The sequence below is a fragment of the Daeguia caeni genome (assembly GCF_042653845.1).
Lineage (GTDB): Bacteria > Pseudomonadota > Alphaproteobacteria > Rhizobiales > Rhizobiaceae > Brucella > Brucella caeni.
Window position 1 is genome coordinate 133,483 of record NZ_JBHSEL010000001.1, and the last position, 21,306, is coordinate 154,788.

Here is a 21,306-nt window from a genome sequence, read left to right on the forward strand (position 1 = left end):
TCTTTTGGGTAGGATTCGTTGCGCGTTTGTGATAGGGCGACCGCGTCCACTTTCCTGCGCGCCACGCGCGTCAGCAACGAAGAGACCGTTTCATGGCAGTCAGCTCCAAGCATATCCCCGCTCCCGATCTTTATCGGGTGCGCCGCGCCCTCCTTTCCGTTTCCGACAAGACCGGACTGATCGAATTTGCGCGCTTCCTCCACGCGCAAGGCATCGAACTCCTTTCCACCGGCGGCACCGCCAAGGCCATTGCCGCCGAAGGCATTCCGGTTCGCGATGTTTCCGACATAACCGGCTTTCCGGAAATCATGGATGGCCGCGTCAAGACCCTGCATCCAACCGTCCATGGTGGCCTGCTTGCCGTGCGCAACGACCCTGAACATGTCGCCGCCATGGAAGAGCACAAGATCGGCGGCATCGACCTTGCCGTCATCAATCTCTATCCGTTTGAGGAAGTCCGCTTCCAGGGTGCCGATTACGACACCACCGTTGAAAATATCGATATTGGCGGCCCGGCCATGATCCGCGCATCGGCCAAGAACCATGCCTATGTGGCAACGGTTGTTGACCCGACCGACTATGCGGACGTCATGGCAGAGCTGGAAAAGAATGCAGGCTCCCTGCCGCTTGCCTTCCGCAAGAAGCTTGCCGCCAAGGCCTTTGCCCGCACTGCAGCCTATGATGCCGCCATCTCCAACTGGTTTGCCGAAGCCATTGGCGAGGAAACCCCTGTCTGGCGTTCGCTTGCCGGCAAGCTGCATTCGGTCATGCGCTATGGCGAAAACCCGCACCAAACGGCCGGCTTCTATCTCACCGGCGAAAAGCGTCCGGGCGTTGCCACCGCAATCCAGCTTCAGGGCAAGCAGCTTTCCTACAACAATATCAACGACACCGACGCGGCCTTCGAACTCGTTGCCGAATTTGATCCCGCCCGCACGGCGGCCGTTGCCATCATCAAGCACGCCAATCCTTGCGGCGTTGCTGAAGGCGCAAGCCTGAAGGAAGCCTATCTGAAGGCGCTCGCCTGCGATCCGGTTTCGGCCTTTGGCGGCATTGTCGCGCTCAACAGGACGCTCGATGAGGAAGCTGCGGAAGAAATCGTCAAGATCTTCACCGAAGTCATCATCGCGCCGGATGCAACCGAAGGCGCCAGAGCCATTGTTGCCGCCAAGAAGAACCTGCGCCTGCTGATCACCGGCGGCCTGCCGGATCCGCGTGCCAGAGGCATTGCCGCCAAGACGGTTGCCGGCGGTCTGCTGGTTCAGTCGCGCGACAATGGCTCGGTTGATGATCTCGACCTGAAGGTCGTCACCAAGCGCGCCCCGACCGAAGCCGAACTCAACGACATGAAATTTGCCTTCCGCGTTGCCAAGCACGTGAAGTCGAACGCCATCGTCTATGTCAAGAATGGGGCTACGGTTGGCATCGGTGCCGGCCAGATGAGCCGCGTTGATTCGGCCCGCATTGCCGCCCGCAAGGCGGAAGATGCGGCCGCCACTGCCGGTCTTGCAGAACCGCTGACCAAGGGCTGCGTGGTTGCATCCGATGCCTTCTTCCCCTTTGCCGATGGCCTGCTTTCGGCTGTTGAAGCGGGGGCTACGGCTGTCATCCAGCCGGGTGGCTCGATGCGCGATGATGAGGTGATTGCCGCAGCCGATGAACATGGCATTGCCATGGTCATGACCGGCATGCGCCACTTCCGCCACTGATCAGCATTCTTGCGCATGCAACAAACTCCGGGTGAATTCGCCCGGAGTTTTTATTGTCTCGACAATGTCTTGCGAAATTGAAACATATACCCCCGATAGTGCAGCAATGGATGTTGTAGACCACGGCTTTGGGGAGAAAAGATTATGACGAGGTTCATTGGCGCCATTGATCAGGGAACCACGAGCTCACGTTTCATCATCTTCAACCCGCAAGGCGAGATCGTCGCATCAGGCCAGCGCGAACATGAGCAGATCTATCCAAAACCCGGATGGGTTGAGCATGACCCGCTGGAAATCTGGCGCAACACGAAACATGTCATCAGGCTGGCGCTGAAAAAGGCCAATCTTGAAGCCAGCGATCTTGCCGCCATCGGTATTACCAACCAGCGTGAAACCACCATCCTTTGGGACAAAAAGACCGGCAAGCCTCTCCATAATGCGATCGTGTGGATGGACACGCGCACGGATGAGCTGGTGGCAGAATTTTCAGGAAACGGCGGCGCCGATCGCCTGCGAGCCCAAACCGGTCTGCCGCTTTCAACCTATTTTTCCGCTCTGAAGCTGAGATGGCTCTTTGATCATGTTCCGGGCGCACGGGAAAAGGCCGAGGCGGGCGAAGCCCTGTTCGGCACGATCGACAGCTGGCTTGCCTGGAACCTGACCGGAGGGCCGAAAGGTGGCCTGCACATCACCGATGTGACGAATGCTTCGCGCACACAATTGATGAATCTGGCAACGCTTGCATGGGATGAGGAAATCCTCACCCTCTTCGACATTCCGCGCGCCTGCCTGCCCGAAATCCGCTCGTCCAGCGAACCATATGGCGACATTACTTTCTCAAGCCTGCGCTCTGTCAAGCTTGCCGGCATTCTGGGCGATCAGCAGGCAGCCCTCTTCGGACAGGCCTGTTTCAATCCGGGTGAGGCCAAGAACACCTATGGCACGGGCTGTTTTCTGCTGATGAATACGGGGGAAAAGATCGTTCCCTCGACCTGCGGCCTGTTGACCACGCTTGCCTACAGAATCGGCAAGGAAAAACCCGTCTATGCGCTGGAAGGCTCGATTGCGATCACCGGCGCACTGGTGCAATGGCTGCGCGACAATCTCGGCATCATCAAGAAAAGCAGCGATATTGAACAGCTTGCCCGCAGCGTCCCGGATAATGGCGACGTCTATTTCGTGCCGGCTTTTTCCGGCCTCTATGCACCGCACTGGAATGACACCGCACGCGGCGTGATTGCTGGCCTGACGCGCTATGCCAACAAGGGCCACATCGCCCGCGCTGCCCTTGAAGCCTGCTGCTATCAGGTGCGTGAAGTGCTGGACGCAATGATCAAGGATTCCGGTGTCGAGATCACCGAGCTGCGGGCCGATGGCGGCATGAGCGTCAATGAATTCGTCATGCAGTTTCAGTCGGACATTCTGAACGTTCCGGTCGTGCGCCCGCAGGTCATCGAGACGACGGCTCTGGGGGCTGCCTATGTGGCAGGGCTTGCCGTGGGCTATTGGAAATCCACGGATGACGTCATCCGCAACTGGAAGGCCGGCCACCGCTGGCAGCCGAAAATGGAGGCGGGCGAACGCGAAAAACTGTTCCGCTCATGGAACAAGGCGGTGCAGCATTCGCTCGACTGGGTCGAATGATCTTGCCCAATTGCTTAACCGGCAAAACTTTCACGCCTTGTTGGCCGGATAAGGCGTGATCGCAGCACAGATGAGTCCGACGGCAAAAAACAGCACCAGCACCGACATACCAATGGCGGCTGACCCCGTCATCGCGGTGATTGTTGCTACCAGAAACGGGGCGGCAAAGCTGGTGACCCGGCCCGCCAGCGCATAAATGCCGAAATAACGCCCGGCTTCCTTTGCCGTTATGCTGCGCGCAAACCATGAGCGGGATGAGGCCTGCACCGGCCCGAAGGCAGCACCAATCATCAGGCCATAGAACAGAAAAGTGTGTTCTGCCGGTGTTGCAAACAGGCCCGTTCCATCCGAAGCCACAAAATGGATGAGGCCGAACAGGGTGGAATCCTTAGTCGTCGAAATAATTCCGACCGTTGCGAGGAAAAGCAGAAACAGGGCCATAAGGACAATGGCTTTCGAGCCATGGCGGCTATCCAGTCGGCTTGCCGCCAGACAGCTGAAAATCGCAATCACATTGAGGATCATGCCATAGATGCCGACCTCGGTGATCGACCAGCCAAAGAGCGAGGCGGCATAGCCAGCCCCCAGCGCAAGGACGGCGTTCACTCCATCCTGATAGATCAGCCGCGCAATCAGAAAGCGCATGATGCCGGAACGTCCGGCTATTTCCCTGAGTACCGAACAAAGCTCGGCAATGCCTGATCTGAGCGCCTGTTTGAGCGGTTCGCCCTTTTCCGCATCCGGCGTGAAAAGGAACATCGGCATGATAAAAATGAAATACCACAGTGCGCTCAGAGGCCCGGTGATACGCGCATCCGCGCCATCGGCCGGATCAAGGCCGAAGAGCGGCTTGATGCCGATGATCGTCAGCCCCGTTTCCGGCGATGCGGCAAGGCAGGTTACAACAAAGATCAGCGCGATCATGCCGCCCAGATAGCCAAGCCCCCAGGCAATGTTGGAGACCTTACCAATGTCTTGCGCCGGCACCAGACGCGGCATCATCGCGTCGTTGAACACCACGGAAAATTCGGCCGAAATCATTGCAATGGCGAATGCGACCAGCACCCAGAACAGGCTTGCCCCCGGTACCGCAAACCACAACAGCGACAGGCTGATGATCTTCAGCACGGCAAAACTTGCGATCCACGGTTTGCGTGCGCCTGTCTTGTCGGAAACAATGCCGAGGATTGGTGACAGAATGGCGATCATAAAGCCGGCAGCCGCGATGCCATAGGCCCATGCCGCCTGCCCTTCGGCAGGGTTTTCTGCCATGCGCGAGACGAAATAGGGCCCGAAAATGAAGGTGGTGACGACCGTAAAGAACGGCTGCGCCGCCCAATCGAAAAAGATCCAGCCCCAAATGCCGCGCTTTTCCGCATTCGCCTGGTATAAAACTGCCTGATTTTGCAACTGGGCATTCCCCACAGTCGTGTTCGCCAATGCGAACGTCCCTCTTTGGGCTCGGATGTTTCAGCATTCCGGCTGCGTGTCAATAGAACATGTCCGAAGAGCCTGGGCGACAAAGGCATAAGCCGCCCACAGGTAACAACCATGTCCGGAATATTTGTGGCTTCCGCCTCCCCGTTTCCGGCCAGGTTTCGACAGGAAACAGCACACTGGAAATGATGGAGACAGGCAAGTGAAACAATTACGGGCACGATCCGCCCAGATGAACAGGGCGGCTTGCGCCGCCCTGTTCAGATTTGGATTTATCGGCTTTACCTGGCCAGATCAGACATGAGACCGGCCGCAACGGCAAGGCGCGATACCGTCAGATCGCCCCCTTCGGTCAGGGCAACCATACGGCTCTTGACCTGCTCAAGACGCTCCCCTTCCGCCGCCAGCCATGCGGCAACCGGATCCTTCTCCTTGCCGAAACGCTTCACCGCCGCAATGGTGATGGCACGTGCAGCCTGCGTGATCGTTTCATTGGCGCGCGACAGCGCCAGCCCGTCATAATAATCCGTCACCGGAATGGACTGGGCAGCCTCCTCGATACGGCCAATGCGGAAGACTTCCGATACGCCGAAATAGACCTTTGCGGCCGTCAACAGATCAGCACCGGCACGGTTTGCCACCAGCGCAATATCCGGCATGACGCTTGCAAGCTGAAGCTTGGCCAGATTCTGCGCCAGCTTTTCTGGCACACCCCTTTCAACAAGGGTCGCCTTGTTGCCAGCAATGGCCGAGATCAGGAACTCCGGCAGGAGCTCATCAAGATGCGGCTCAAGTGCGGCGCGTGCCTTGTGAATGATCCTGACCAGCTCATCAAGAGACGTATCGCCCGTATCATTGCGCAGCACCCAGCCTGTCGTCGTCAGCAGCATGTCGCCCACGAGCTGATAAAGCTCGTTCTGCGTCGTACCGGCGATCTTGTTATCGAGTGCATCTATGTCGTTATAGATTTTATCAATTTCAAAACCATCGCGCACGGCCACATAGGCGCGTACAATGCTGTCCGGCGCCGCACCTGTCGTATCGACCAGACGGCTGATGAAGGTGATGCCGCCACGATTGACCACATCATTGGCAAGCTGGGTCGCAATGATGTCACGCTTCAGACGGTGACTGGAAATTTCCTCCGCATAAGTCTTTGCCATGCGTTTCGGGAAATAGCCAAACAGCAGCGACCGGAAATAGGGCTCGTCCGGCAGTCTTGATGCCACCAGATCAGCCGACAGCGACAGCTTGGCATAGGCAAGCAGAACCGCCAGTTCCGGCCGGGTGAGCGGCTGGCCCGACTTCATGCGTTCCGCCAGAACGACATCGTTTGGCAGATTTTCCACCTTGCGGTCGAGCAGCTTGCGCGCTTCCAGCTCTGCCATGAGACGCGCCTGATAAGGCAGTTCCGCCAATCCCTGGCGTTCTGCAAGCGACAATGCCAGCGGCTGGAGATAATTGTTGCGCAGAACAAGCCCGGCCACCTCATCTGTCATGCTCATCAACAACCTGTCACGCGCCGGGCGCTTCAGCTTGCCAGCGCGCATGGCGGCAGCCAGCGCGATCTTGATATTGACCTCAACGTCCGAGCAGTTGACACCGGCCGAGTTGTCGATCGCATCGGTATTGCTGCGGCCGCCGGCCAGCGCATATTCGATGCGGCCACGCTGGGTCATGCCCAGATTGGCACCTTCGCCGATGACCCGCGCGCCAACCTCCGCCCCCGTGACACGGATGGCGTCATTGGCACGATCGCCAACCTGCGCATCCGTTTCGCTTGAGGCACGGATATAGGTGCCGATGCCGCCAAACCACAGAAGGTCAACCTTGGCCTTCAGAATGGCCACCATGACTTCCTGCGGTGTTGCCGTGGTCTTGCCAAGGCCAATGGCAGCGGCTGCCTCTGCCGATAATGTAATCGTCTTCTGGCTGCGGCTATAGACCCCGCCACCCGTTGAAAGCTTGGCGCGGTCATAATCCTGCCAGCTCGAACGTGGCGTCTCGAACAGGCGCTTGCGTTCGGCGAAGGCAATGGCCGGATCCGGATCGGGATCAATGAAAATGTCGCGATGGTCGAAAGCGGCGATCAGCTTGGTCTGCTCTGACAACAGCATGCCATTGCCGAACACATCGCCCGACATGTCGCCGACACCAACCACGGTAAAAGGCTCGGTCTGGATATCCTTGCCCAGCTCACGGAAATGGCGCTTGACCGCTTCCCATGCACCGCGTGCGGTAATGCCCATGCCCTTATGGTCATAACCGGCTGAACCACCGGATGCGAAAGCATCATCCAGCCAGAAATCATGCGCCTGACTGATGGCATTGGCCGTATCAGAGAAGGTGGCCGTACCCTTGTCGGCCGCAACCACGAAATATGGATCGTCATTGTCATGGCGCACGACACCGGCAGGTGGCACGACATGGCCATCGACAATATTGTCGGTGACAGAAAGCAGGGTCGAGATGAAGACCTTGTAGGCTTCCCGGCCAGCCTCAAACACCGCATTGCGATCGCCGCCAACCGGCAGACGCTTCGGATAGAAGCCGCCCTTGGCACCAACCGGTACGATCACCGCATTCTTTACCTGCTGCGCCTTCACCAGACCCAGCACTTCAGTGCGGTAATCCTGCGCACGGTCGGACCAGCGCAAGCCACCACGCGCGACCGGGCCAAAGCGCAAATGCACACCCTCGACTTCCGGGCCATAAACGAAGATTTCGCGATAGGGCCGCGGATTCGGCAGACCATCGACCAGACGCGGATTGAGCTTGAAGGCAAAGGTGACACGCGGTTTTCCGTCGCTGTCCGGCTGCCAGACATTGGTGCGCAAGGTTGCCTCGATCAGATTGCGGAACCGGCGCAGGATCTGATCGTCATCAATGCTCGGCACATTGAGAAGTGCTGACTCAATGGCATCGACAAGCTTCTTTTCCGCAGATTCGCGCCGCTTGGCCGACGGATTGAAGCGCAGGTCAAACAGGGAATAAAGATCGCTGGCAATTTCCGGATAGCGGTTGAGGGCTGCCGCGATGAAACCTTGCGAATAGGCGATGCCTGCCTGCTGCAGATAGCGGCCATAGGCGCGCAGCACCATGATCTGACGTGCCGAAAGACGCGCTGTCTGGACAAGGGCATTATAGCCATCATTATCAGCAAGGCCGTCCCAGACGGTGCGGAACACCTCTTCCAGCATTTCGCCGCCATCACTCAGGTCAACCGGCGCGTCATAGGCATTCACCAGTTGCATGTCATGCAGATAGACCGGCGCGCCATCCTTGCCAGCCTGCGGCAATTCGATGGCCTGCTCGCTGACGACCCTGAAGCCCATATTTTCCAGCAAGGGCACGCGCTGCGACAGCACGACCGGCGCACCATGATGATAGAGCTTCAGCGAAACCGCATTCGGCCCGTCGGTACGATAGCGATAGAAATCGATGAACAACGGCGCATCGGGGCTTAAACCCGCAATGCGCGTTGCATCAACCACGGCTTCCGGTGCGGTGAAGATTTCACGATAGGATGGCGGAAAGCTTGCCGCCAGCGCCACGATATGGGCTTCAACCGTATCCGCACTTTCACGCACCGCATCTTCCCAGGTGCGGACAATGGCACGGATTTCCGCCTCCAATGCCTCACGCTCGACATGCGGCGTCGAACGCACATGGCGATGGATGACGAATTGCACGCGCGTCAAGCCATTCTGCAGGAAAACCGGGTGGAATTCAAAACTGTCGCCGCCATAAACGCTGACAAGATAATTACCTATCTTTTCGCGCACGGCAGAATCATAGCGGTCGCGCGGGATATAAACCAGCACGCTGACAAAGCGGCCAAATCGATCCAGTCGCGGTATGGCGCGCACACGCGGACGCTCGCCAAGCGCCAGAATGAGCTCGGCATTGGCCGTCAGACTGTCCGTATCGATCTGGAACAGTTCATCACGCGGATATTCTTCCAGCACATTGATCAGCGCCTTGCCGGAATGGTCTTCGCGGTTGAAGCCAAGGCGATTGATCACCGCATCCGCCTTGAAGCGGATGAACGGAATGCTTGCCACCGAGCTTGTATAGGCAACCGAGGTGAACAGGCCCACTATGCGCAATTCGCCGACCGTCTCGCCCTTTTCGCCAAAAATCTTCACCCCGATATAATCGAGATAGGAGCGGCGATGCACCGACGAAATCGTATTGGCTTTGGTGACGATCAGCGGTTCGGCGCCATCCAGAAACTCGGTGATTTCACGCGGCGTCGCCCTATCATCAGCAGCCTTGCGCAGGACGCGCACATCGCTGTCATTGAGAATGCCCAGGGGCTTTCCGACCGGTACAAGAGAACGCTTCCTGCCCGTGCCTTCCAGGACAAGCTCGCGCATGCCAAGAAAGGTAAAATGATTGTCACGCAGCCATTCAAGGAAAGCGATCGCCTCCGCCATGGCTGCATTGCCGGTCAGGGCGTGAACGCGCCGGTAGCCCTCAATCGCATGCTCGAGCCGATTCAGCATCGGCTTCCAGTCACTGACGGCCGCGCGCACCTGGCCAAGCACCCGCTTCAGCCCATCCGAAAGGGCAGTTCTTGCCTGTTTCTCAAGCGCAGGCAGATGGATCTGCACCAGGCTGATGCGTTCAATTCCCTTTTCCGGCGCCCGCTGCGTCGCCTCGCCGACAATCTCCAGCGCATCCCTGTCCCGCCGGATGTCGAGCACCGGATGCACGACCATGTAAACCTGGTTGGTATGTTCGTTCAGCTCGCCCAGGATTGAATCGAGCAGAAACGGCATATTGTCATTGACGATGGTGACAACGCTCACCATTCGGCCCTTGCGCGCAACACCCGTATCAATGCTGATATGACTCTTGCCCTTGCGTGATGCCTGCAGCGCCGCATAGGCCAGTTGTGCAGAATTTTTAAGGGCTGCGACATCATAGGCCGCCAGATCTTCCGGGGGTGCCCATTCGAAGAGGAGTCTTGAAAACGCCTCTGGCACCTTCCCTCCCTTGTTGCTTGCCGTGGAAATTTTTTTCTTATTCGACTGATCCTGCCTTGCAGTCACGTCGGAAACTCCTGTCATGATGGCAATGCACGCCAAGCTAACAGATAAAAATTATGTTTCGATAAAAAATCGCATTTGCAGGCAAAAAATCACAAAATAGCCACAAAACTTGCCCGTTTGCTTCACAAAAGAAAGAAAAGAACAATTTTGGTAATAATAATATAAAAATCTACATTAGAGCTCAATCAAGTGATCATCAAGCTCATTGAGGTTTTCAGAACCGGCAGGAAAATGGCGCGCTAACAATGTGCCTGCCTGGTCAATGGCCACGACAAAACCTTCCGCCACTTCACGCCGCGAGGCATGCTGGGTCAGCGTGCCGACAATCGTGTTCCATTCTTCCTGTTTCACATGCTGATTGATGCCGGCGTCGGCGATCACTTCGGCATAATGTTCGGCCAGCGAGACGAACAAGAGGATACCGGTACGGTTGACGGTCTTATGTACATTGCGCGCCAGAAACTGCTGCACGGCATTGAGGTGGGCGCGCTTGTAGCGAATGCGATGCGGCACAATCGCGATGCGGATTGCCGGAAAAAACCACAGAACCAGCATGGCTGCGACAAAGGCCGCCAGGATGGCAAGCCCGAACACTGGCAGGCGAATATCAAACCAGTACCAATGGGCAAGGAATGCAACCAGTACGGCCGCAATCAATATGCCGCAGGTGGCGATAAAACCGGCTGCGAAGAAATAATCATCGCTTGAGCGCGCAAGCACGGCATAGATCTCGCCGCTGGTACCCTCTTCGGCACGGCGAATGGCGGCTGTAATGCGCTTGTGATCCTGCGGACTGATGAGTTTTTTCCCTTGCATGATCCGCTCCCTACCAGCTGCCAGAGGCGCCGCCGCCACCCGACGAACCACCGCCGCCGCTAAAGCCGCCACCGCCCGATGACCAACCGCCGCCACCAAAGCCGCCACCGGAACCGCCTCCCCTGCCATTGAAGTCGAAGGTCATTCCCAGCCAGCGATAGCGACCCGGGCCGATCTTGCGGCCATAGACCTGCACCATCATCGGCAGGACAAAACCGCTGCCGAAGATGAAGAAGAAAACGAGCAGGGCAACGACCAGTTCCCAGTCAACCTCATCATCGGCATTTTCTGCATGGCGTTTGGCGCGCGCTTCAAGTTCCGCCGCATCACCGGACAGAACCTGCAGAATATTGTCCACGCCCTGCGCAATGCCGCCGGAATAATCGCCATCTCGGAAGGCCGGAATGATCGTGCCATTGATGATGACACTCGCCAGGGCATCCGTCATCGTGCCTTCCAGACCATAGCCGACCTCAATGCGCACCTTGCGGTCATTGGGGGCGACCACGAGAAGAATACCATTGTTCAGCTGTTTCTGGCCCAGAGCCCAGGCGCGGAACAGGTGGTTTGCAAAGGATTCAATGTCCTCGCCATTGAGGCTTGGCACCGTCACCACCACCACCTGATCGGAGGATTTGGCTTCAAAATCGGCAAGCTTCTGTGTCAGGGCTTCGCGTGTGGCCGGATCAATAATGCCGGCAGCATCAACAACCCGGCCCGTCAGCGCCAGCGCGGGCGTCGAATGTTGCGCCAGCGCCTGCCCTGCAAGGAAAAGTGCTGCCACAACCAGAACAACAGCCAGACCAAGGCGGCGTGGCCAGTCAAGGCCACACACCAGTCTGTTCGTGCCGATTGCCGCCATGCCCGTGCGCATCAATTAACGCCGATCCCTAGAACTTTACCGTCGGTGCAGTCTGGTTTGCCGCATCGGTGGCAAAGGTCGGCATTGGCTCGGCATCGCGGAACCACAGGATCTTCCACAGCATGGTCGGCAGGGTTTTAAGCGAGGTGTTATAGACACGTACCGCTTCAATATAGTCGCGGCGCGCAACCGCAATACGGTTTTCCGTGCCTTCAAGCTGTGATTGCAGTGCCAGGAAATTCTGGTTCGCCTTCAGATCCGGATAGCGTTCTACCACCACCATCAGGCGCGACAAGGCGCTGGTGAGATTGGCCTGACTGTCCTGGAACTGCTTGAACAGTTCAGGGTTTTTGAGCGTTTCAGGCGTAATCTGCACCTGGGTTGCCTTGGCGCGCGCATCAATCACGGCCTGCAAGGTATCCTTTTCATGCGCTGCATAGCCCTTGACCGTCTCGACCAGATTGGGGATCAGGTCAGCGCGACGCTGATACTGGTTCTGTACCTCGCTCCATGCTGCCTTGGCCTGTTCTTCCTGTGTCGGAATCGTGTTGAATCCGCACGCCGAAAGCAATGGCACCAGAACAAACAGGCCAAGCGCAACCAGAATACGGCGGAAAGAAAAAGAAGTCGCAACCGTTATAGCCGACATGGGCTTCTCCCGTAAATGGCGCTCTCCCTGCGCCTGAAACTATACAAGACGGCCGCTGATACCACAGCAAGCCAAATCAAAAGATAGACAATGATTGTGCTTTTTCCAGACAATTACAACGCAGTGCAAACAAAAAGCGACGGATTGCTCCGTCGCTTTTCAAAAAATGCAAGCTGCAGCGATTATTCGCCTGCAGCCTCTTCAGCCGGTGCGGCAGCAGCTTCTGCGGCTGCAGCAGCTTCTTCAGCAGCCTTTGCAGCGGCTTCTTCTTCGGCCTGCTTGGCAAGAGCAATACGTTCCTGAGCCTTCTTGCCCGGAACAGCCTTGATCGGGTTGTTGCGTGCCGGACGCTTTGCCAGGCCAGCCTGGTCGAGGAAGCGCAGAACGCGGTCGGTCGGCTGTGCGCCCTGTGCAATCCAGTGCTGGATACGTTCAGCATTGAGCTTTACGCGCTCACCGTCCTTCGGCAGCATCGGGTTCCATGCGCCAACGGCTTCGATGAAACGGCCATCGCGCGGAGCACGAACGTCAGCAACGACGATGTGGTAGTAAGGACGCTTCTTGGAGCCAGCGCGGGCCAGACGGATCTTGAGTGCCATAGTTGTTTTCCTTTAGACAAGTGCTTCGCCCGGTTCAGGGCAAAACGGGTTAAACCGCCATTGCGGCTATTTTTTCCCACCGTGATTTGCGGCGGCATGCTCATGGTGCCGAATGACTTCCTTAACGATGAAATTCAGGAATTTTTCGGCAAAATCAGGGTCAAGCTGGGCTTCATCAGCCAGAGCCCGCAAACGTTCCACCTGACGTTTTTCACGTGCCGGATCAGAAGGTGGCAGACCACGCTCCGCCTTCAGCACACCCACGGCCTTGGTGCAGCGAAAGCGTTCGGCCAGCATGTGGATGAGCGCGGCGTCAATATTGTCGATCGAAGCCCGCAGGGCCAGAAGTTCTGCCGGTATCTCTGTCTGTTCGTCGCTCATGATGCTCACTTCTTTTTCGGCAAGCCGGGCAAGCCACCGCCAAGACCTGGAAGCTTCGGTCCGCCCAGACCGGGCAAGCCGCCCGGAAGACCACCGCCGGGCAGTCCCGGCAATCCGCCGCCTTTGGTCAGGCCGGCTGCTTCTGCCTGCTTGGCAAGTGCTTCAAGCTGTTTCGGGTCCATCTTGCTGAGATCTGGCATGCCCATACCGCCGCCAAGCCCCCCAAGACCAAGTTTGCTGGCAAGACCGCCCATCATCTGTTTCATCATGCCGCCTTTGCCCTTGCCCATGATCTTCATCATGTCGGCCATCTGGCGGTGCATTTTCAGAAGCTTGTTGATGTCGGCAGCGCTCGTGCCGGATCCCTTGGCGATGCGCTGCTTGCGGCTGTGCTTGAGAATGTCCGGATTGGCGCGCTCTTCCTTGGTCATCGAGGAAATGATCGCAAGCTGACGATCAAAAACCTTGTCATCAAGGCCCGCGGCGGCAATCTGATCCTTCACCTTGGTCATGCCCGGCATCATGCCCATGATGCCGCCCATGCCACCAAGCTTCTTCATCTGGCGGATCTGTTCGGCAAGATCATTGAGATCGAACTTGCCGGCCTGCATCTTCTTCGCCATCGCAGCGGCTTTTTCCGCGTCGATGTTTTCGGCAGCCTTTTCGACCAGCGAAACTATGTCGCCCATACCGAGAATACGGTCAGCGATGCGCCTTGGATAAAACTCCTCAAGCGCATCCATTTTTTCACCGGTGGCAATCAGCTTGATCGGCTTGCCGGTAACGGCACGCATCGAAAGGGCTGCACCGCCACGGCCATCACCATCCATACGGGTGAGCACGATGCCGGTAATGCCGACGCGCTCATCAAAATTGCGCGCCAGATTGACGGCATCCTGACCGGTCAGACTGTCGGCAACCAGCAGGATTTCATGCGGATCGGCGGCCTTGCGGATTTCCGCCATTTCCACCATCAGCGGCTCGTCAATATGGGTGCGGCCCGCCGTATCGAGAATCACGACATCATGGCCGCCGAGTCTTGCCGCCTGAACGGCGCGCCTGGCAATCTCAACCGGCGACTGCCCTGCAATGATCGGCAGTGTATCGACATTGGTCTGGATGCCAAGCTGGCGCAACTGCTCCTGTGCTGCCGGACGGCGCGTATCGAGCGAGGCCATCAGCACTTTCTTGCGCTGGCGTTCGCTCAGGCGCTTGGCGATCTTGCCGGTCGTGGTCGTCTTGCCCGACCCCTGCAGCCCCACCATCATGATGACGACAGGTGCCGGCGCATTGAGGTCGATCGAGACGCCATCTGTGCCCAGCATCTCGACCAGCTCGTCATGGACGATCTTGACGACCATCTGGCCGGGCTTGATGCTCTTGAGAATTTCCGCACCGACCGCCTTGGCGCGCACCTTGTCGGTGAAGGAGCGAACCACTTCCAGCGAAACGTCGGCTTCGATCAGCGCCCGGCGCACTTCGCGCAGCGCTGCCGTCACGTCGCTTTCGGAAAGAGCGCCGCGCCCGGTAAGGCCGTTAAAAATGGAGCCAAGTCGCTCCTGAAGTGATTCAAACATCCATTTTTCCTTTTATCCGGGAATGGCAGAAGGCTTCATCCGGGATAGATCGTGCCGCAACAGCCCCAGTTCAAGCATCATCCAAAGCAGTACCGCACCCGAGGGCGCATCGCGCTGTCGGATGTGGACCTCCGGGATCTGTTTATACCATAAGGGTCCCGGTCGGTGGCTCGCGTTCTGAAGATCGCGGATAGATAGGCTGTGGCAATAGGTGTTTGTGACGCCAATGTCAAGTAAAGCCCCATGGAGAAGACCGGAAAAACGTCCTGTGAATGCCCTGTTTTACGCATTTTACGCCAATATTTGTGAATCACTCTTGCTGTTTGCCAAGAGAAGTGCTTGAAAATGCCCGGCTCGCTGCGACCCGAATTGCGCCCCATTGCGGCAGCATATATGGCGCGCGACGCCATTTCAGCATGACAATGCCTGTCGATGATGGCAATTTCACATCGAGATCGAACCGACCTGAAGGAGAAAAGAATGGCACTGGTTGCCAAGAGCCGGTCATGGAAGACCGCAGCACTTGTATTTGTAGGCTTGATCGCGGGTGCAGCAGGCGCAGAAGCGGCTCAATGCGGCAACAATGCCGCCGGTTATGACGCATGGTTGCAGCAGACATTGCAGGAAGCCAAAGCGCGTGGCGTCGGCCCGGCCGGTCTTGCCGCCCTGGCCAAGACCAAATATGCGCAGGCTACCATCAATGCCGACCGCAACCAGAAGAGCTTCAAGCTCTCCTTTGAAGATTTCATGAAAAAGCGCGGCGCCGACACCATCATCAAGCGTGGCCGTGCCCTGAAACAGCAGAATGCCGCCCTGTTTGCAGCAATCGAAAAGCGCTATGGCGTGCCGGCTGGCCCGCTTCTGGCAATCTGGGGCATGGAAACCGGCTTTGGCGCCTATCTCGGCAAGCAGCACACCCTGTCTGCCGTGGCAACCCTTGCCTATGACTGCCGCCGTTCGGCCTATTTCACCGATCAGCTTTATGCCGCCCTCAAGCTGATTGACCGTCAGGATTTGCGCCCTGACGCCATTGGCGCCATGCATGGCGAAATTGGCCAGACCCAGTTCATGCCGGCCAATGTGTTGAAATATGGCGTGGATGGCGATGGCAGCGGCCATATCGACATGGCAAGGTCCAAGGCTGACGCGCTTTATTCAACCGCCAATTTCCTCGTCGCCCACGGCTGGCGTCGCGGTGCGGGCTATCAGCCGGGCGAGCCGAATTTTGTCGCCATTCAGGGCTGGAACGCCGCCCCGATCTATCAGCGCGCCATTGCCGCTATCGGCAAGGCAATCGACGGCAATTGATGAAATGACCATGCAATCAAAAACCCGGCATTGGCCGGGTTTTTGATTGCGGTATCAGATTTCTGGCCGTTTGAAATCGCCCGTCTGCCGGTCCATGACCCAAAGCTCGCCGGTTGAAATATCAAACCAGGCACCATGCAGGGTCAGCTTGCCCTTTTTCTCCAGAATATCAACACAAGGGAAAGTGCGCAGATTGTTGATGGAATAGCGGATGGAAATACGCTCCAACGCCGTCTGACGCTCCGCAGCCGTCATCAGCTTGTTGCCGCTGACGGCCTCCGTTGCAGGCGCAATCAGGCTCATCCACTTGCCGATGAAGTCGCCCGGCGAAAGCGGCGCGCTTTCCGTATCAAGCGCCGCCTTGATGCCGCCGCAGCGACCATGGCCCATCACGACAATATGTTTCACCTTGAGGCTTTGCACCGCAAATTCAAGTGCTGCCGAAGCGGCGTGATATTCGCCGTCCGGCTCATAGGGCGGAACAAGATTGGCCACATTGCGCAGCACAAAGATTTCGCCCGGCGCCGTGTTGAAAATGGTTTCAGGTGCCGCACGTGAATCGCAGCAGGCGATCATCAGCGTTTCGGGCGACTGCCCCTTGTCGGCCAGCTCACGATAGCGCGCGGTCTCGTGCGAAAACCGGTCAGCCATGAAGCGCCGATAACCGGCAAGTAGATTTTCGGGAAGATCTGACATTACTTTCCCTTATCCTTGTAAATTTCCGAACGCAACTCCCAATCGCATTCCAGTTTCAGGCGCGCAGCCCCTTTGTCGGATGCACCAGACGGCGCATCTGCACCATGGCCATTGGCGTATGCAGGCTCGACGCATCAGCCACCAGCATCAGCTCATCCGCACCGCGCTTGGCCGAACGCGCCATGATTTCAAACACTGCCGCCGCAGTGCTTTGCAGCATTTTTTCCTCCGAATAACCGTTCAGCTTGCGCGAAAGCAGAACGGCTGCCGTCAGATCACCAAGCCCGTTGGTGGGCCCGTCGACACGGCGATGCTCGGCCAGAAGCGCCAGTGTCGGGGTCAGAAGCAGATTGCCGATACTGCCATTCATCAGCGGATAGGCCGAAGTGATCAGCATGGTTGCCGGCCCCGCATCAAGGGCTGCTTCCATCAGCGCCTTGTTGTCTTCAAGCGGCACGCCAGTGAGCCACGACAGTTCAAAACGGTTGGGGGTCGCAATATCGGCAAGCGGCATGAGATGATCGCGAATGGCAATCGCCGTTGCTTCCGGAACATAAAGCCCCTTTTCATCCCCGATGACCGGATCACACAGATAAAGCACATCCGGATTGATCGTCCTGATCTTCTGCACCAGCCTGGCAATCGGCAAGGCCTGATCGGCGTGACCAAGATAGCCGGTAATGATGGCGCCAATCTCACTCAGCCATGGCGCGCGTTCCAGATCCTGCATCAGGCTCTCAAACTGCTCTGACGGCGGCACGATGCGCGTGGCCGGCCCATGTCCGGGATGCCAGGGCAGAATGATCGTCGGCACCGACCAGACCGGATGACCAAGTGTTTCCAGAGCGAAAACGACCGTGCGATTGCCCACAGAACCACGCACAACATGACTTGAAATGACGAGAACGGGTTTCGCGTCGGCAGGAACAGGTATGCTCATCAAGACCCTAGCTTTGCAGTAAATGAAAAAGTAGCCAGCCCATAATGGCCAGAGAAACGATCAGACCAAGCGCGCGCCCGATGCGGGCCGACCACAGTTCAACCGCATCCTCGGCGTTTGCATCGCCTACAGTGATATGCTGTGCCATGCGTTTCATCGTATGTCGAGACATTGCTTCCAGCCCGAATGCCTCTCTTTGCACAAGATCCAGTATGCGACGCGATTCCTGCTGGTCCGCATCCCGAAAATCATGCCTGTACGTGCCGTCAGCAGAAGCATCGCTTGCAACTTCATGGGGGCTGGCCCCTGATCGCTTACGCTCATTCATGATGTCGTTCCCTGCGGCGGCGACTCGCCTGGCCGAATTGCGACAGCATCACGTGGGTTGCGATTTTGCGCAAGAAAAATTGAAACATCGCATGGCGATTTGATATTTCCAGGCGCCATGGCCAGCCAATCCCCGCACCGTGCAAGATGAAATGGCGTCTGCAGAATTTCTCAATCAAAACAAAAGATTAAAAAAATGTGATTGGATTATGGAATTTTAATAAAAGCTATAAAATCGTCACAATTAATATTATCGGATAGATAATATTCATGCTTGGCATTAAAAGCAAACTTTAATCAAACCCTAGGCATCGGGCATCATGGAAATACAAGTTGGAATCCTGTTTGCGTGCATGTCATTCATGATGCTTGCCAACGGAATGGTTCTGGCCATTGTCTCGCGTGAGCTTCCAGCGTCCTTGCGGCCTTCTGCCACTTTCTGGCAATGCGGCGTCGTTCTGTTTGCCACGAGTTGCGCGAGCGTCATCTGCATTCCCTATCTGCCGCAAAACCTGATACTGGTGCTGGCCAATGGGCTGATTGTCCTGGGCATTACGGCGCTTTACATTGCAATACGCCGGTTTTTCGATCTGCCCATAAGCAGATGGTACTTGTTGCCGACACTGTTGACGATTGCCATCGTCATCTTTTTCACCAACATCTATCCGAGTTTCAAAATCCGCACCGTACTGGTTTCAAGCATCTGGATATTTCCGCTGGGGGCATCTGCCCATATATTGTTCGAGCGCAGCCGCAGCGATCCCTCGTTCAGTCGCAAGATCCTGGCCAGCATATTCTGCATTGCCATCATCTATGTCGCGCTGCGGGCGATTGCCTATGAAACGCTCCGCATTCCGCCGAACTACACCATCGCAAGCAATATGCACTGGCTGAATATTTTCACCCCGATCTTTCTGGCGCTTCTGCCCGTGGTCGGCACAACCGCCTTCCTTCTCATGTGCTCCGACCATCTGCGCAGGCAGCTTGAGCGCGCCGCCTCGACGGACTATCTCACCAGCCTGCCCAACCGGAGAGCTTTTACCGAATATGGCAAGTCGCTGTTCAGTCAGGCGCGCCGGCAGAACCATGACTTTGTCATTGCAACGCTTGATATCGACAATTTCAAATCCATCAATGACCTTTATGGTCACGAGGCAGGCGATCAGGTTCTCATGCGTCTGGCCAGCCTGTTTGCCGGCCATCACAATGCCATGAAGCTGATTGCACGCATTGGCGGCGAGGAATTCGCCATCATCTTTTCCGATATTGACACGGCCTGGGAGGTGGCAGAAAAAATCCGCCGTGACGTTGAACATGCCCGGTTCAGGATGGGCACGTCTGATCTGAAGGTTACAGTCTCCATCGGCCTTGCCAGGATCAACAATGATCTGACCTTTGAGAGCATCATGCGCCGCGCCGACACGGCGCTGTACCGTGCCAAGGCAAGCGGCCGCAACCGTATTGAAGTCGCCTCATCAGGTTCCGAAACCCAGGCAAAGCCCATGCCCCACAATGGGCAATATCTGCATTAGACCGAGGCCTGCAAGGTGCAGAAACATCGGTTGCAAGGGAGCGTTGTTATTGCGCAGTTCCGGACGGAAAGCCGGTTCCTATTTTCCTGAAGCTGCTCCAGGCCATCCTGCGCAAGGCTGGATATGAAAACGCCCCCGGCAATGGCGGGGGCGTTCGTTTGATCAGGCGTTCGGCTTATTTCATCGTCGGAATGACGAATTCGGCACCATCCTTGATACCCGACGGCCAGCGCGAAGTAACCGTCTTGGTCTTGGTGTAGAAGCGGAAGGCATCCGGGCCATGCTGGTTGAGGTCACCAAAGGCCGAGGCCTTCCAGCCACCGAAGGTATAGTAGGCAATCGGAACCGGGATCGGCACATTGATGCCAACCATGCCAGCCTGAACACGGTTTGCGAAGTCGCGTGCTGCATCGCCGTCACGGGTGAAGATGGCAACGCCATTGCCATATTCATGCTCGTTCGGCAGGGCGAGCGCTTCCTCATAATTCCTGGCGCGGACAACCGAGAGAACCGGACCGAAGATTTCTTCCTTATAGATGCGCATGTCCGGCGTTACATGGTCGAACAGGCAGCCGCCGATATAGAAACCGTTTTCATAGCCCTGCAGCTTGAAGTTACGGCCGTCAACGACGAGCTTGGCACCTTCCTCAACGCCAAGATCGACATAGCCGCGGACACGGTCAAGCGCAGCCTTGGTGACCAGTGGGCCAAAATCGGCCTTGGGGTCGGTCGATGGGCCAACCCGCAGCGCTTCAACGCGCGGGATCAGCTTTTCCATCAGGCGGTTGGCGGTGTCTTCACCAACCGGAACGGCAACCGAGATCGCCATGCAGCGTTCGCCAGCCGAACCGTAACCTGCACCGATAAGCGCATCGACGGTCTGATCCATGTCGGCGTCCGGCATGATGAGAAGATGGTTCTTCGCGCCGCCAAAGCACTGTACGCGCTTGCCATTGGCACAACCGCGGGCATAGATGTACTGGGCAATCGGCGTGGAACCGACAAAACCGATCGCCTTGACATCCTCATCATCCAGAAGCGCATCAACGGCTTCCTTGTCGCCATTGACGACGTTGAAGATGCCAGCCGGCAAACCAGCTTCGATGAACAGTTCGGCCAGACGCATCGGTACGCCCGGATCGCGTTCGGATGGCTTCAGGATGAAGGCGTTACCCGAAGCAATGGCAGGGCCAGCCTTCCACAGCGGAATCATGGCCGGGAAATTGAACGGGGTGATGCCGGCAACAACGCCAAGCGGCTGACGCATGGAATAGACATCAATGCCCGTGCCGGCATTGTCGGTGAACTCGCCCTTGAGCATGTGTGCCGCACCAAGGCAGACCTCGATCACTTCCAGACCGCGCTGAATATCGCCCTTGGCGTCCGGAATGGTCTTGCCATGTTCACGCGCCAGCAATTCGGCCAGGCTGTCATATTCGGCTTCGACCAGCTCGATGAACTTGCGCAGGACACGGACGCGGCGCTGCGGGTTGACCGCTGCCCAGGCAGGCTGTGCAGCCTTGGCGTTTTCGACTGCTGCCCGTACTTCTTCCTTGGTTGCCAGCGCAACCTGATCCTTAACCGTGCCGTCCAGCGGCTGATAGACGTCGGCCAGACGGCCGCTCTTGCCCGGCACATGCTTGCCGCCGATAAAATGTCCTACGATCGCCATCGAAGTTCTCCCTGTAGATGAACTTGCGCGGAAGCCTGATTTGCGGCTCCCAGCCTGAGTGCCACTTTGACTCTGCAAATTCATTCCCGCAACAATCGAA

General features: G+C 57.2%; 16 protein-coding genes. 4 read left to right on the forward strand and 12 right to left on the reverse strand.

The features are described 5' to 3' along the window. The first annotated feature begins 92 nt into the window (after positions 1-92). The gene (purH, locus tag ACFO1V_RS00645) at positions 93-1,709 is read left to right on the forward strand and encodes a bifunctional phosphoribosylaminoimidazolecarboxamide formyltransferase/IMP cyclohydrolase (RefSeq protein WP_374829774.1); all 1,617 of its coding nucleotides are present in this window, start codon (positions 93-95) and stop codon (positions 1,707-1,709) included. Positions 1,710-1,853: 144 nt separating this feature from the next. Further along, positions 1,854-3,353 (forward strand): glycerol kinase GlpK, encoded by a 1,500-nt coding sequence (glpK, locus tag ACFO1V_RS00650; RefSeq protein WP_374829772.1) that lies wholly within the window; start codon positions 1,854-1,856, stop codon positions 3,351-3,353. Between the two features lie 30 nt (positions 3,354-3,383). On the opposite strand, the gene ACFO1V_RS00655 is transcribed toward glpK, so the two are convergent. The 8 genes from ACFO1V_RS00655 to ffh form a co-directional block, all read right to left on the reverse strand. Then, positions 3,384-4,763, reverse strand: a complete 1,380-nt coding sequence (locus ACFO1V_RS00655) for an MFS transporter (protein ID WP_374829770.1) — start codon at positions 4,761-4,763, stop codon at positions 3,384-3,386. 308 nt (positions 4,764-5,071) lie between these two features. After that, complete coding sequence (locus tag ACFO1V_RS00660) at positions 5,072-9,847, reverse strand: NAD-glutamate dehydrogenase (protein WP_374829989.1); 4,776 nt, start codon at positions 9,845-9,847, stop codon at positions 5,072-5,074. Between the two features lie 174 nt (positions 9,848-10,021). Further along, the gene (locus ACFO1V_RS00665; RefSeq protein ID WP_374829768.1) at positions 10,022-10,663 is read right to left on the reverse strand and encodes a TPM domain-containing protein; all 642 of its coding nucleotides are present in this window, start codon (positions 10,661-10,663) and stop codon (positions 10,022-10,024) included. 10 nt (positions 10,664-10,673) lie between these two features. Then, entirely contained in the window at positions 10,674-11,537 is an 864-nt protein-coding gene (locus ACFO1V_RS00670) for a TPM domain-containing protein (protein ID WP_374829766.1), read from the reverse strand. A gap of 16 nt (positions 11,538-11,553) precedes the next feature. Then, positions 11,554-12,174, reverse strand: a complete 621-nt coding sequence (locus tag ACFO1V_RS00675) for a LemA family protein (protein ID WP_374829764.1) — start codon at positions 12,172-12,174, stop codon at positions 11,554-11,556. A gap of 182 nt (positions 12,175-12,356) precedes the next feature. Further along, positions 12,357-12,773, reverse strand: coding sequence for a 30S ribosomal protein S16 (rpsP, locus tag ACFO1V_RS00680; protein WP_374829762.1), 417 nt, complete (start codon positions 12,771-12,773; stop codon positions 12,357-12,359). A 66-nt stretch (positions 12,774-12,839) separates the two neighbouring features. Next, complete coding sequence (locus ACFO1V_RS00685; RefSeq protein WP_374829760.1) at positions 12,840-13,154, reverse strand: chorismate mutase; 315 nt, start codon at positions 13,152-13,154, stop codon at positions 12,840-12,842. Positions 13,155-13,159: 5 nt separating this feature from the next. Continuing rightward, the gene (gene ffh, locus ACFO1V_RS00690; RefSeq protein WP_374829758.1) at positions 13,160-14,731 is read right to left on the reverse strand and encodes a signal recognition particle protein; all 1,572 of its coding nucleotides are present in this window, start codon (positions 14,729-14,731) and stop codon (positions 13,160-13,162) included. A gap of 480 nt (positions 14,732-15,211) precedes the next feature. Here ffh and ACFO1V_RS00695 point away from each other — a divergent pair, with 480 nt between their 5' ends. Continuing rightward, complete coding sequence (locus tag ACFO1V_RS00695; protein WP_374829756.1) at positions 15,212-16,039, forward strand: lytic murein transglycosylase; 828 nt, start codon at positions 15,212-15,214, stop codon at positions 16,037-16,039. A gap of 54 nt (positions 16,040-16,093) precedes the next feature. On the opposite strand, the gene ACFO1V_RS00700 is transcribed toward ACFO1V_RS00695, so the two are convergent. From ACFO1V_RS00700 to ACFO1V_RS00710, 3 genes are read right to left on the reverse strand one after another with little or no spacing between them, the layout of a single operon-like run. Further along, positions 16,094-16,735: a carbonic anhydrase gene (locus ACFO1V_RS00700; protein WP_374829754.1), complete on the reverse strand. Its 642-nt coding sequence runs from the start codon at positions 16,733-16,735 to the stop codon at positions 16,094-16,096. Positions 16,736-16,790: 55 nt separating this feature from the next. Next, positions 16,791-17,675 (reverse strand): pyridoxal kinase PdxY, encoded by an 885-nt coding sequence (gene pdxY, locus ACFO1V_RS00705; RefSeq protein ID WP_374829752.1) that lies wholly within the window; start codon positions 17,673-17,675, stop codon positions 16,791-16,793. A 7-nt stretch (positions 17,676-17,682) separates the two neighbouring features. Continuing rightward, positions 17,683-18,003 (reverse strand): hypothetical protein, encoded by a 321-nt coding sequence (locus ACFO1V_RS00710; RefSeq protein WP_374829750.1) that lies wholly within the window; start codon positions 18,001-18,003, stop codon positions 17,683-17,685. 361 nt (positions 18,004-18,364) lie between these two features. Between ACFO1V_RS00710 and ACFO1V_RS00715 the strand changes: the two genes are divergently transcribed. Beyond that, positions 18,365-19,534 (forward strand): GGDEF domain-containing protein, encoded by a 1,170-nt coding sequence (locus tag ACFO1V_RS00715; RefSeq protein ID WP_374829748.1) that lies wholly within the window; start codon positions 18,365-18,367, stop codon positions 19,532-19,534. Positions 19,535-19,709: 175 nt separating this feature from the next. On the opposite strand, the gene ACFO1V_RS00720 is transcribed toward ACFO1V_RS00715, so the two are convergent. Next, positions 19,710-21,206 carry a CoA-acylating methylmalonate-semialdehyde dehydrogenase gene (locus ACFO1V_RS00720; RefSeq protein WP_374829746.1) on the reverse strand — a complete coding sequence of 499 codons (1,497 nt, stop codon included), beginning with the start codon at positions 21,204-21,206 and terminating at the stop codon, positions 19,710-19,712. Between the last annotated feature and the right edge of the window lie 100 nt (positions 21,207-21,306).

Coding starts and splice junctions, on each gene's coding strand:
- rpsP (WP_374829762.1), bottom strand. CDS start 12,773: ATGGCACTCAAGATCCGTCTGGCCCGCGCTGGCTCCAAGAAGCGTCCT.
- ACFO1V_RS00715 (WP_374829748.1), top strand. CDS start 18,365: ATGATGCTTGCCAACGGAATGGTTCTGGCCATTGTCTCGCGTGAGCTT.
- ACFO1V_RS00685 (WP_374829760.1), bottom strand. CDS start 13,154: ATGAGCGACGAACAGACAGAGATACCGGCAGAACTTCTGGCCCTGCGG.
- glpK (WP_374829772.1), top strand. CDS start 1,854: ATGACGAGGTTCATTGGCGCCATTGATCAGGGAACCACGAGCTCACGT.
- ACFO1V_RS00665 (WP_374829768.1), bottom strand. CDS start 10,663: ATGCAAGGGAAAAAACTCATCAGTCCGCAGGATCACAAGCGCATTACA.
- ACFO1V_RS00710 (WP_374829750.1), bottom strand. CDS start 18,003: ATGAATGAGCGTAAGCGATCAGGGGCCAGCCCCCATGAAGTTGCAAGC.
- ACFO1V_RS00670 (WP_374829766.1), bottom strand. CDS start 11,537: ATGCGCACGGGCATGGCGGCAATCGGCACGAACAGACTGGTGTGTGGC.
- ACFO1V_RS00695 (WP_374829756.1), top strand. CDS start 15,212: ATGGCACTGGTTGCCAAGAGCCGGTCATGGAAGACCGCAGCACTTGTA.
- ACFO1V_RS00700 (WP_374829754.1), bottom strand. CDS start 16,735: ATGTCAGATCTTCCCGAAAATCTACTTGCCGGTTATCGGCGCTTCATG.
- ACFO1V_RS00675 (WP_374829764.1), bottom strand. CDS start 12,174: ATGTCGGCTATAACGGTTGCGACTTCTTTTTCTTTCCGCCGTATTCTG.
- ffh (WP_374829758.1), bottom strand. CDS start 14,731: ATGTTTGAATCACTTCAGGAGCGACTTGGCTCCATTTTTAACGGCCTT.
- purH (WP_374829774.1), top strand. CDS start 93: ATGGCAGTCAGCTCCAAGCATATCCCCGCTCCCGATCTTTATCGGGTG.
- ACFO1V_RS00720 (WP_374829746.1), bottom strand. CDS start 21,206: ATGGCGATCGTAGGACATTTTATCGGCGGCAAGCATGTGCCGGGCAAG.
- pdxY (WP_374829752.1), bottom strand. CDS start 17,675: ATGAGCATACCTGTTCCTGCCGACGCGAAACCCGTTCTCGTCATTTCA.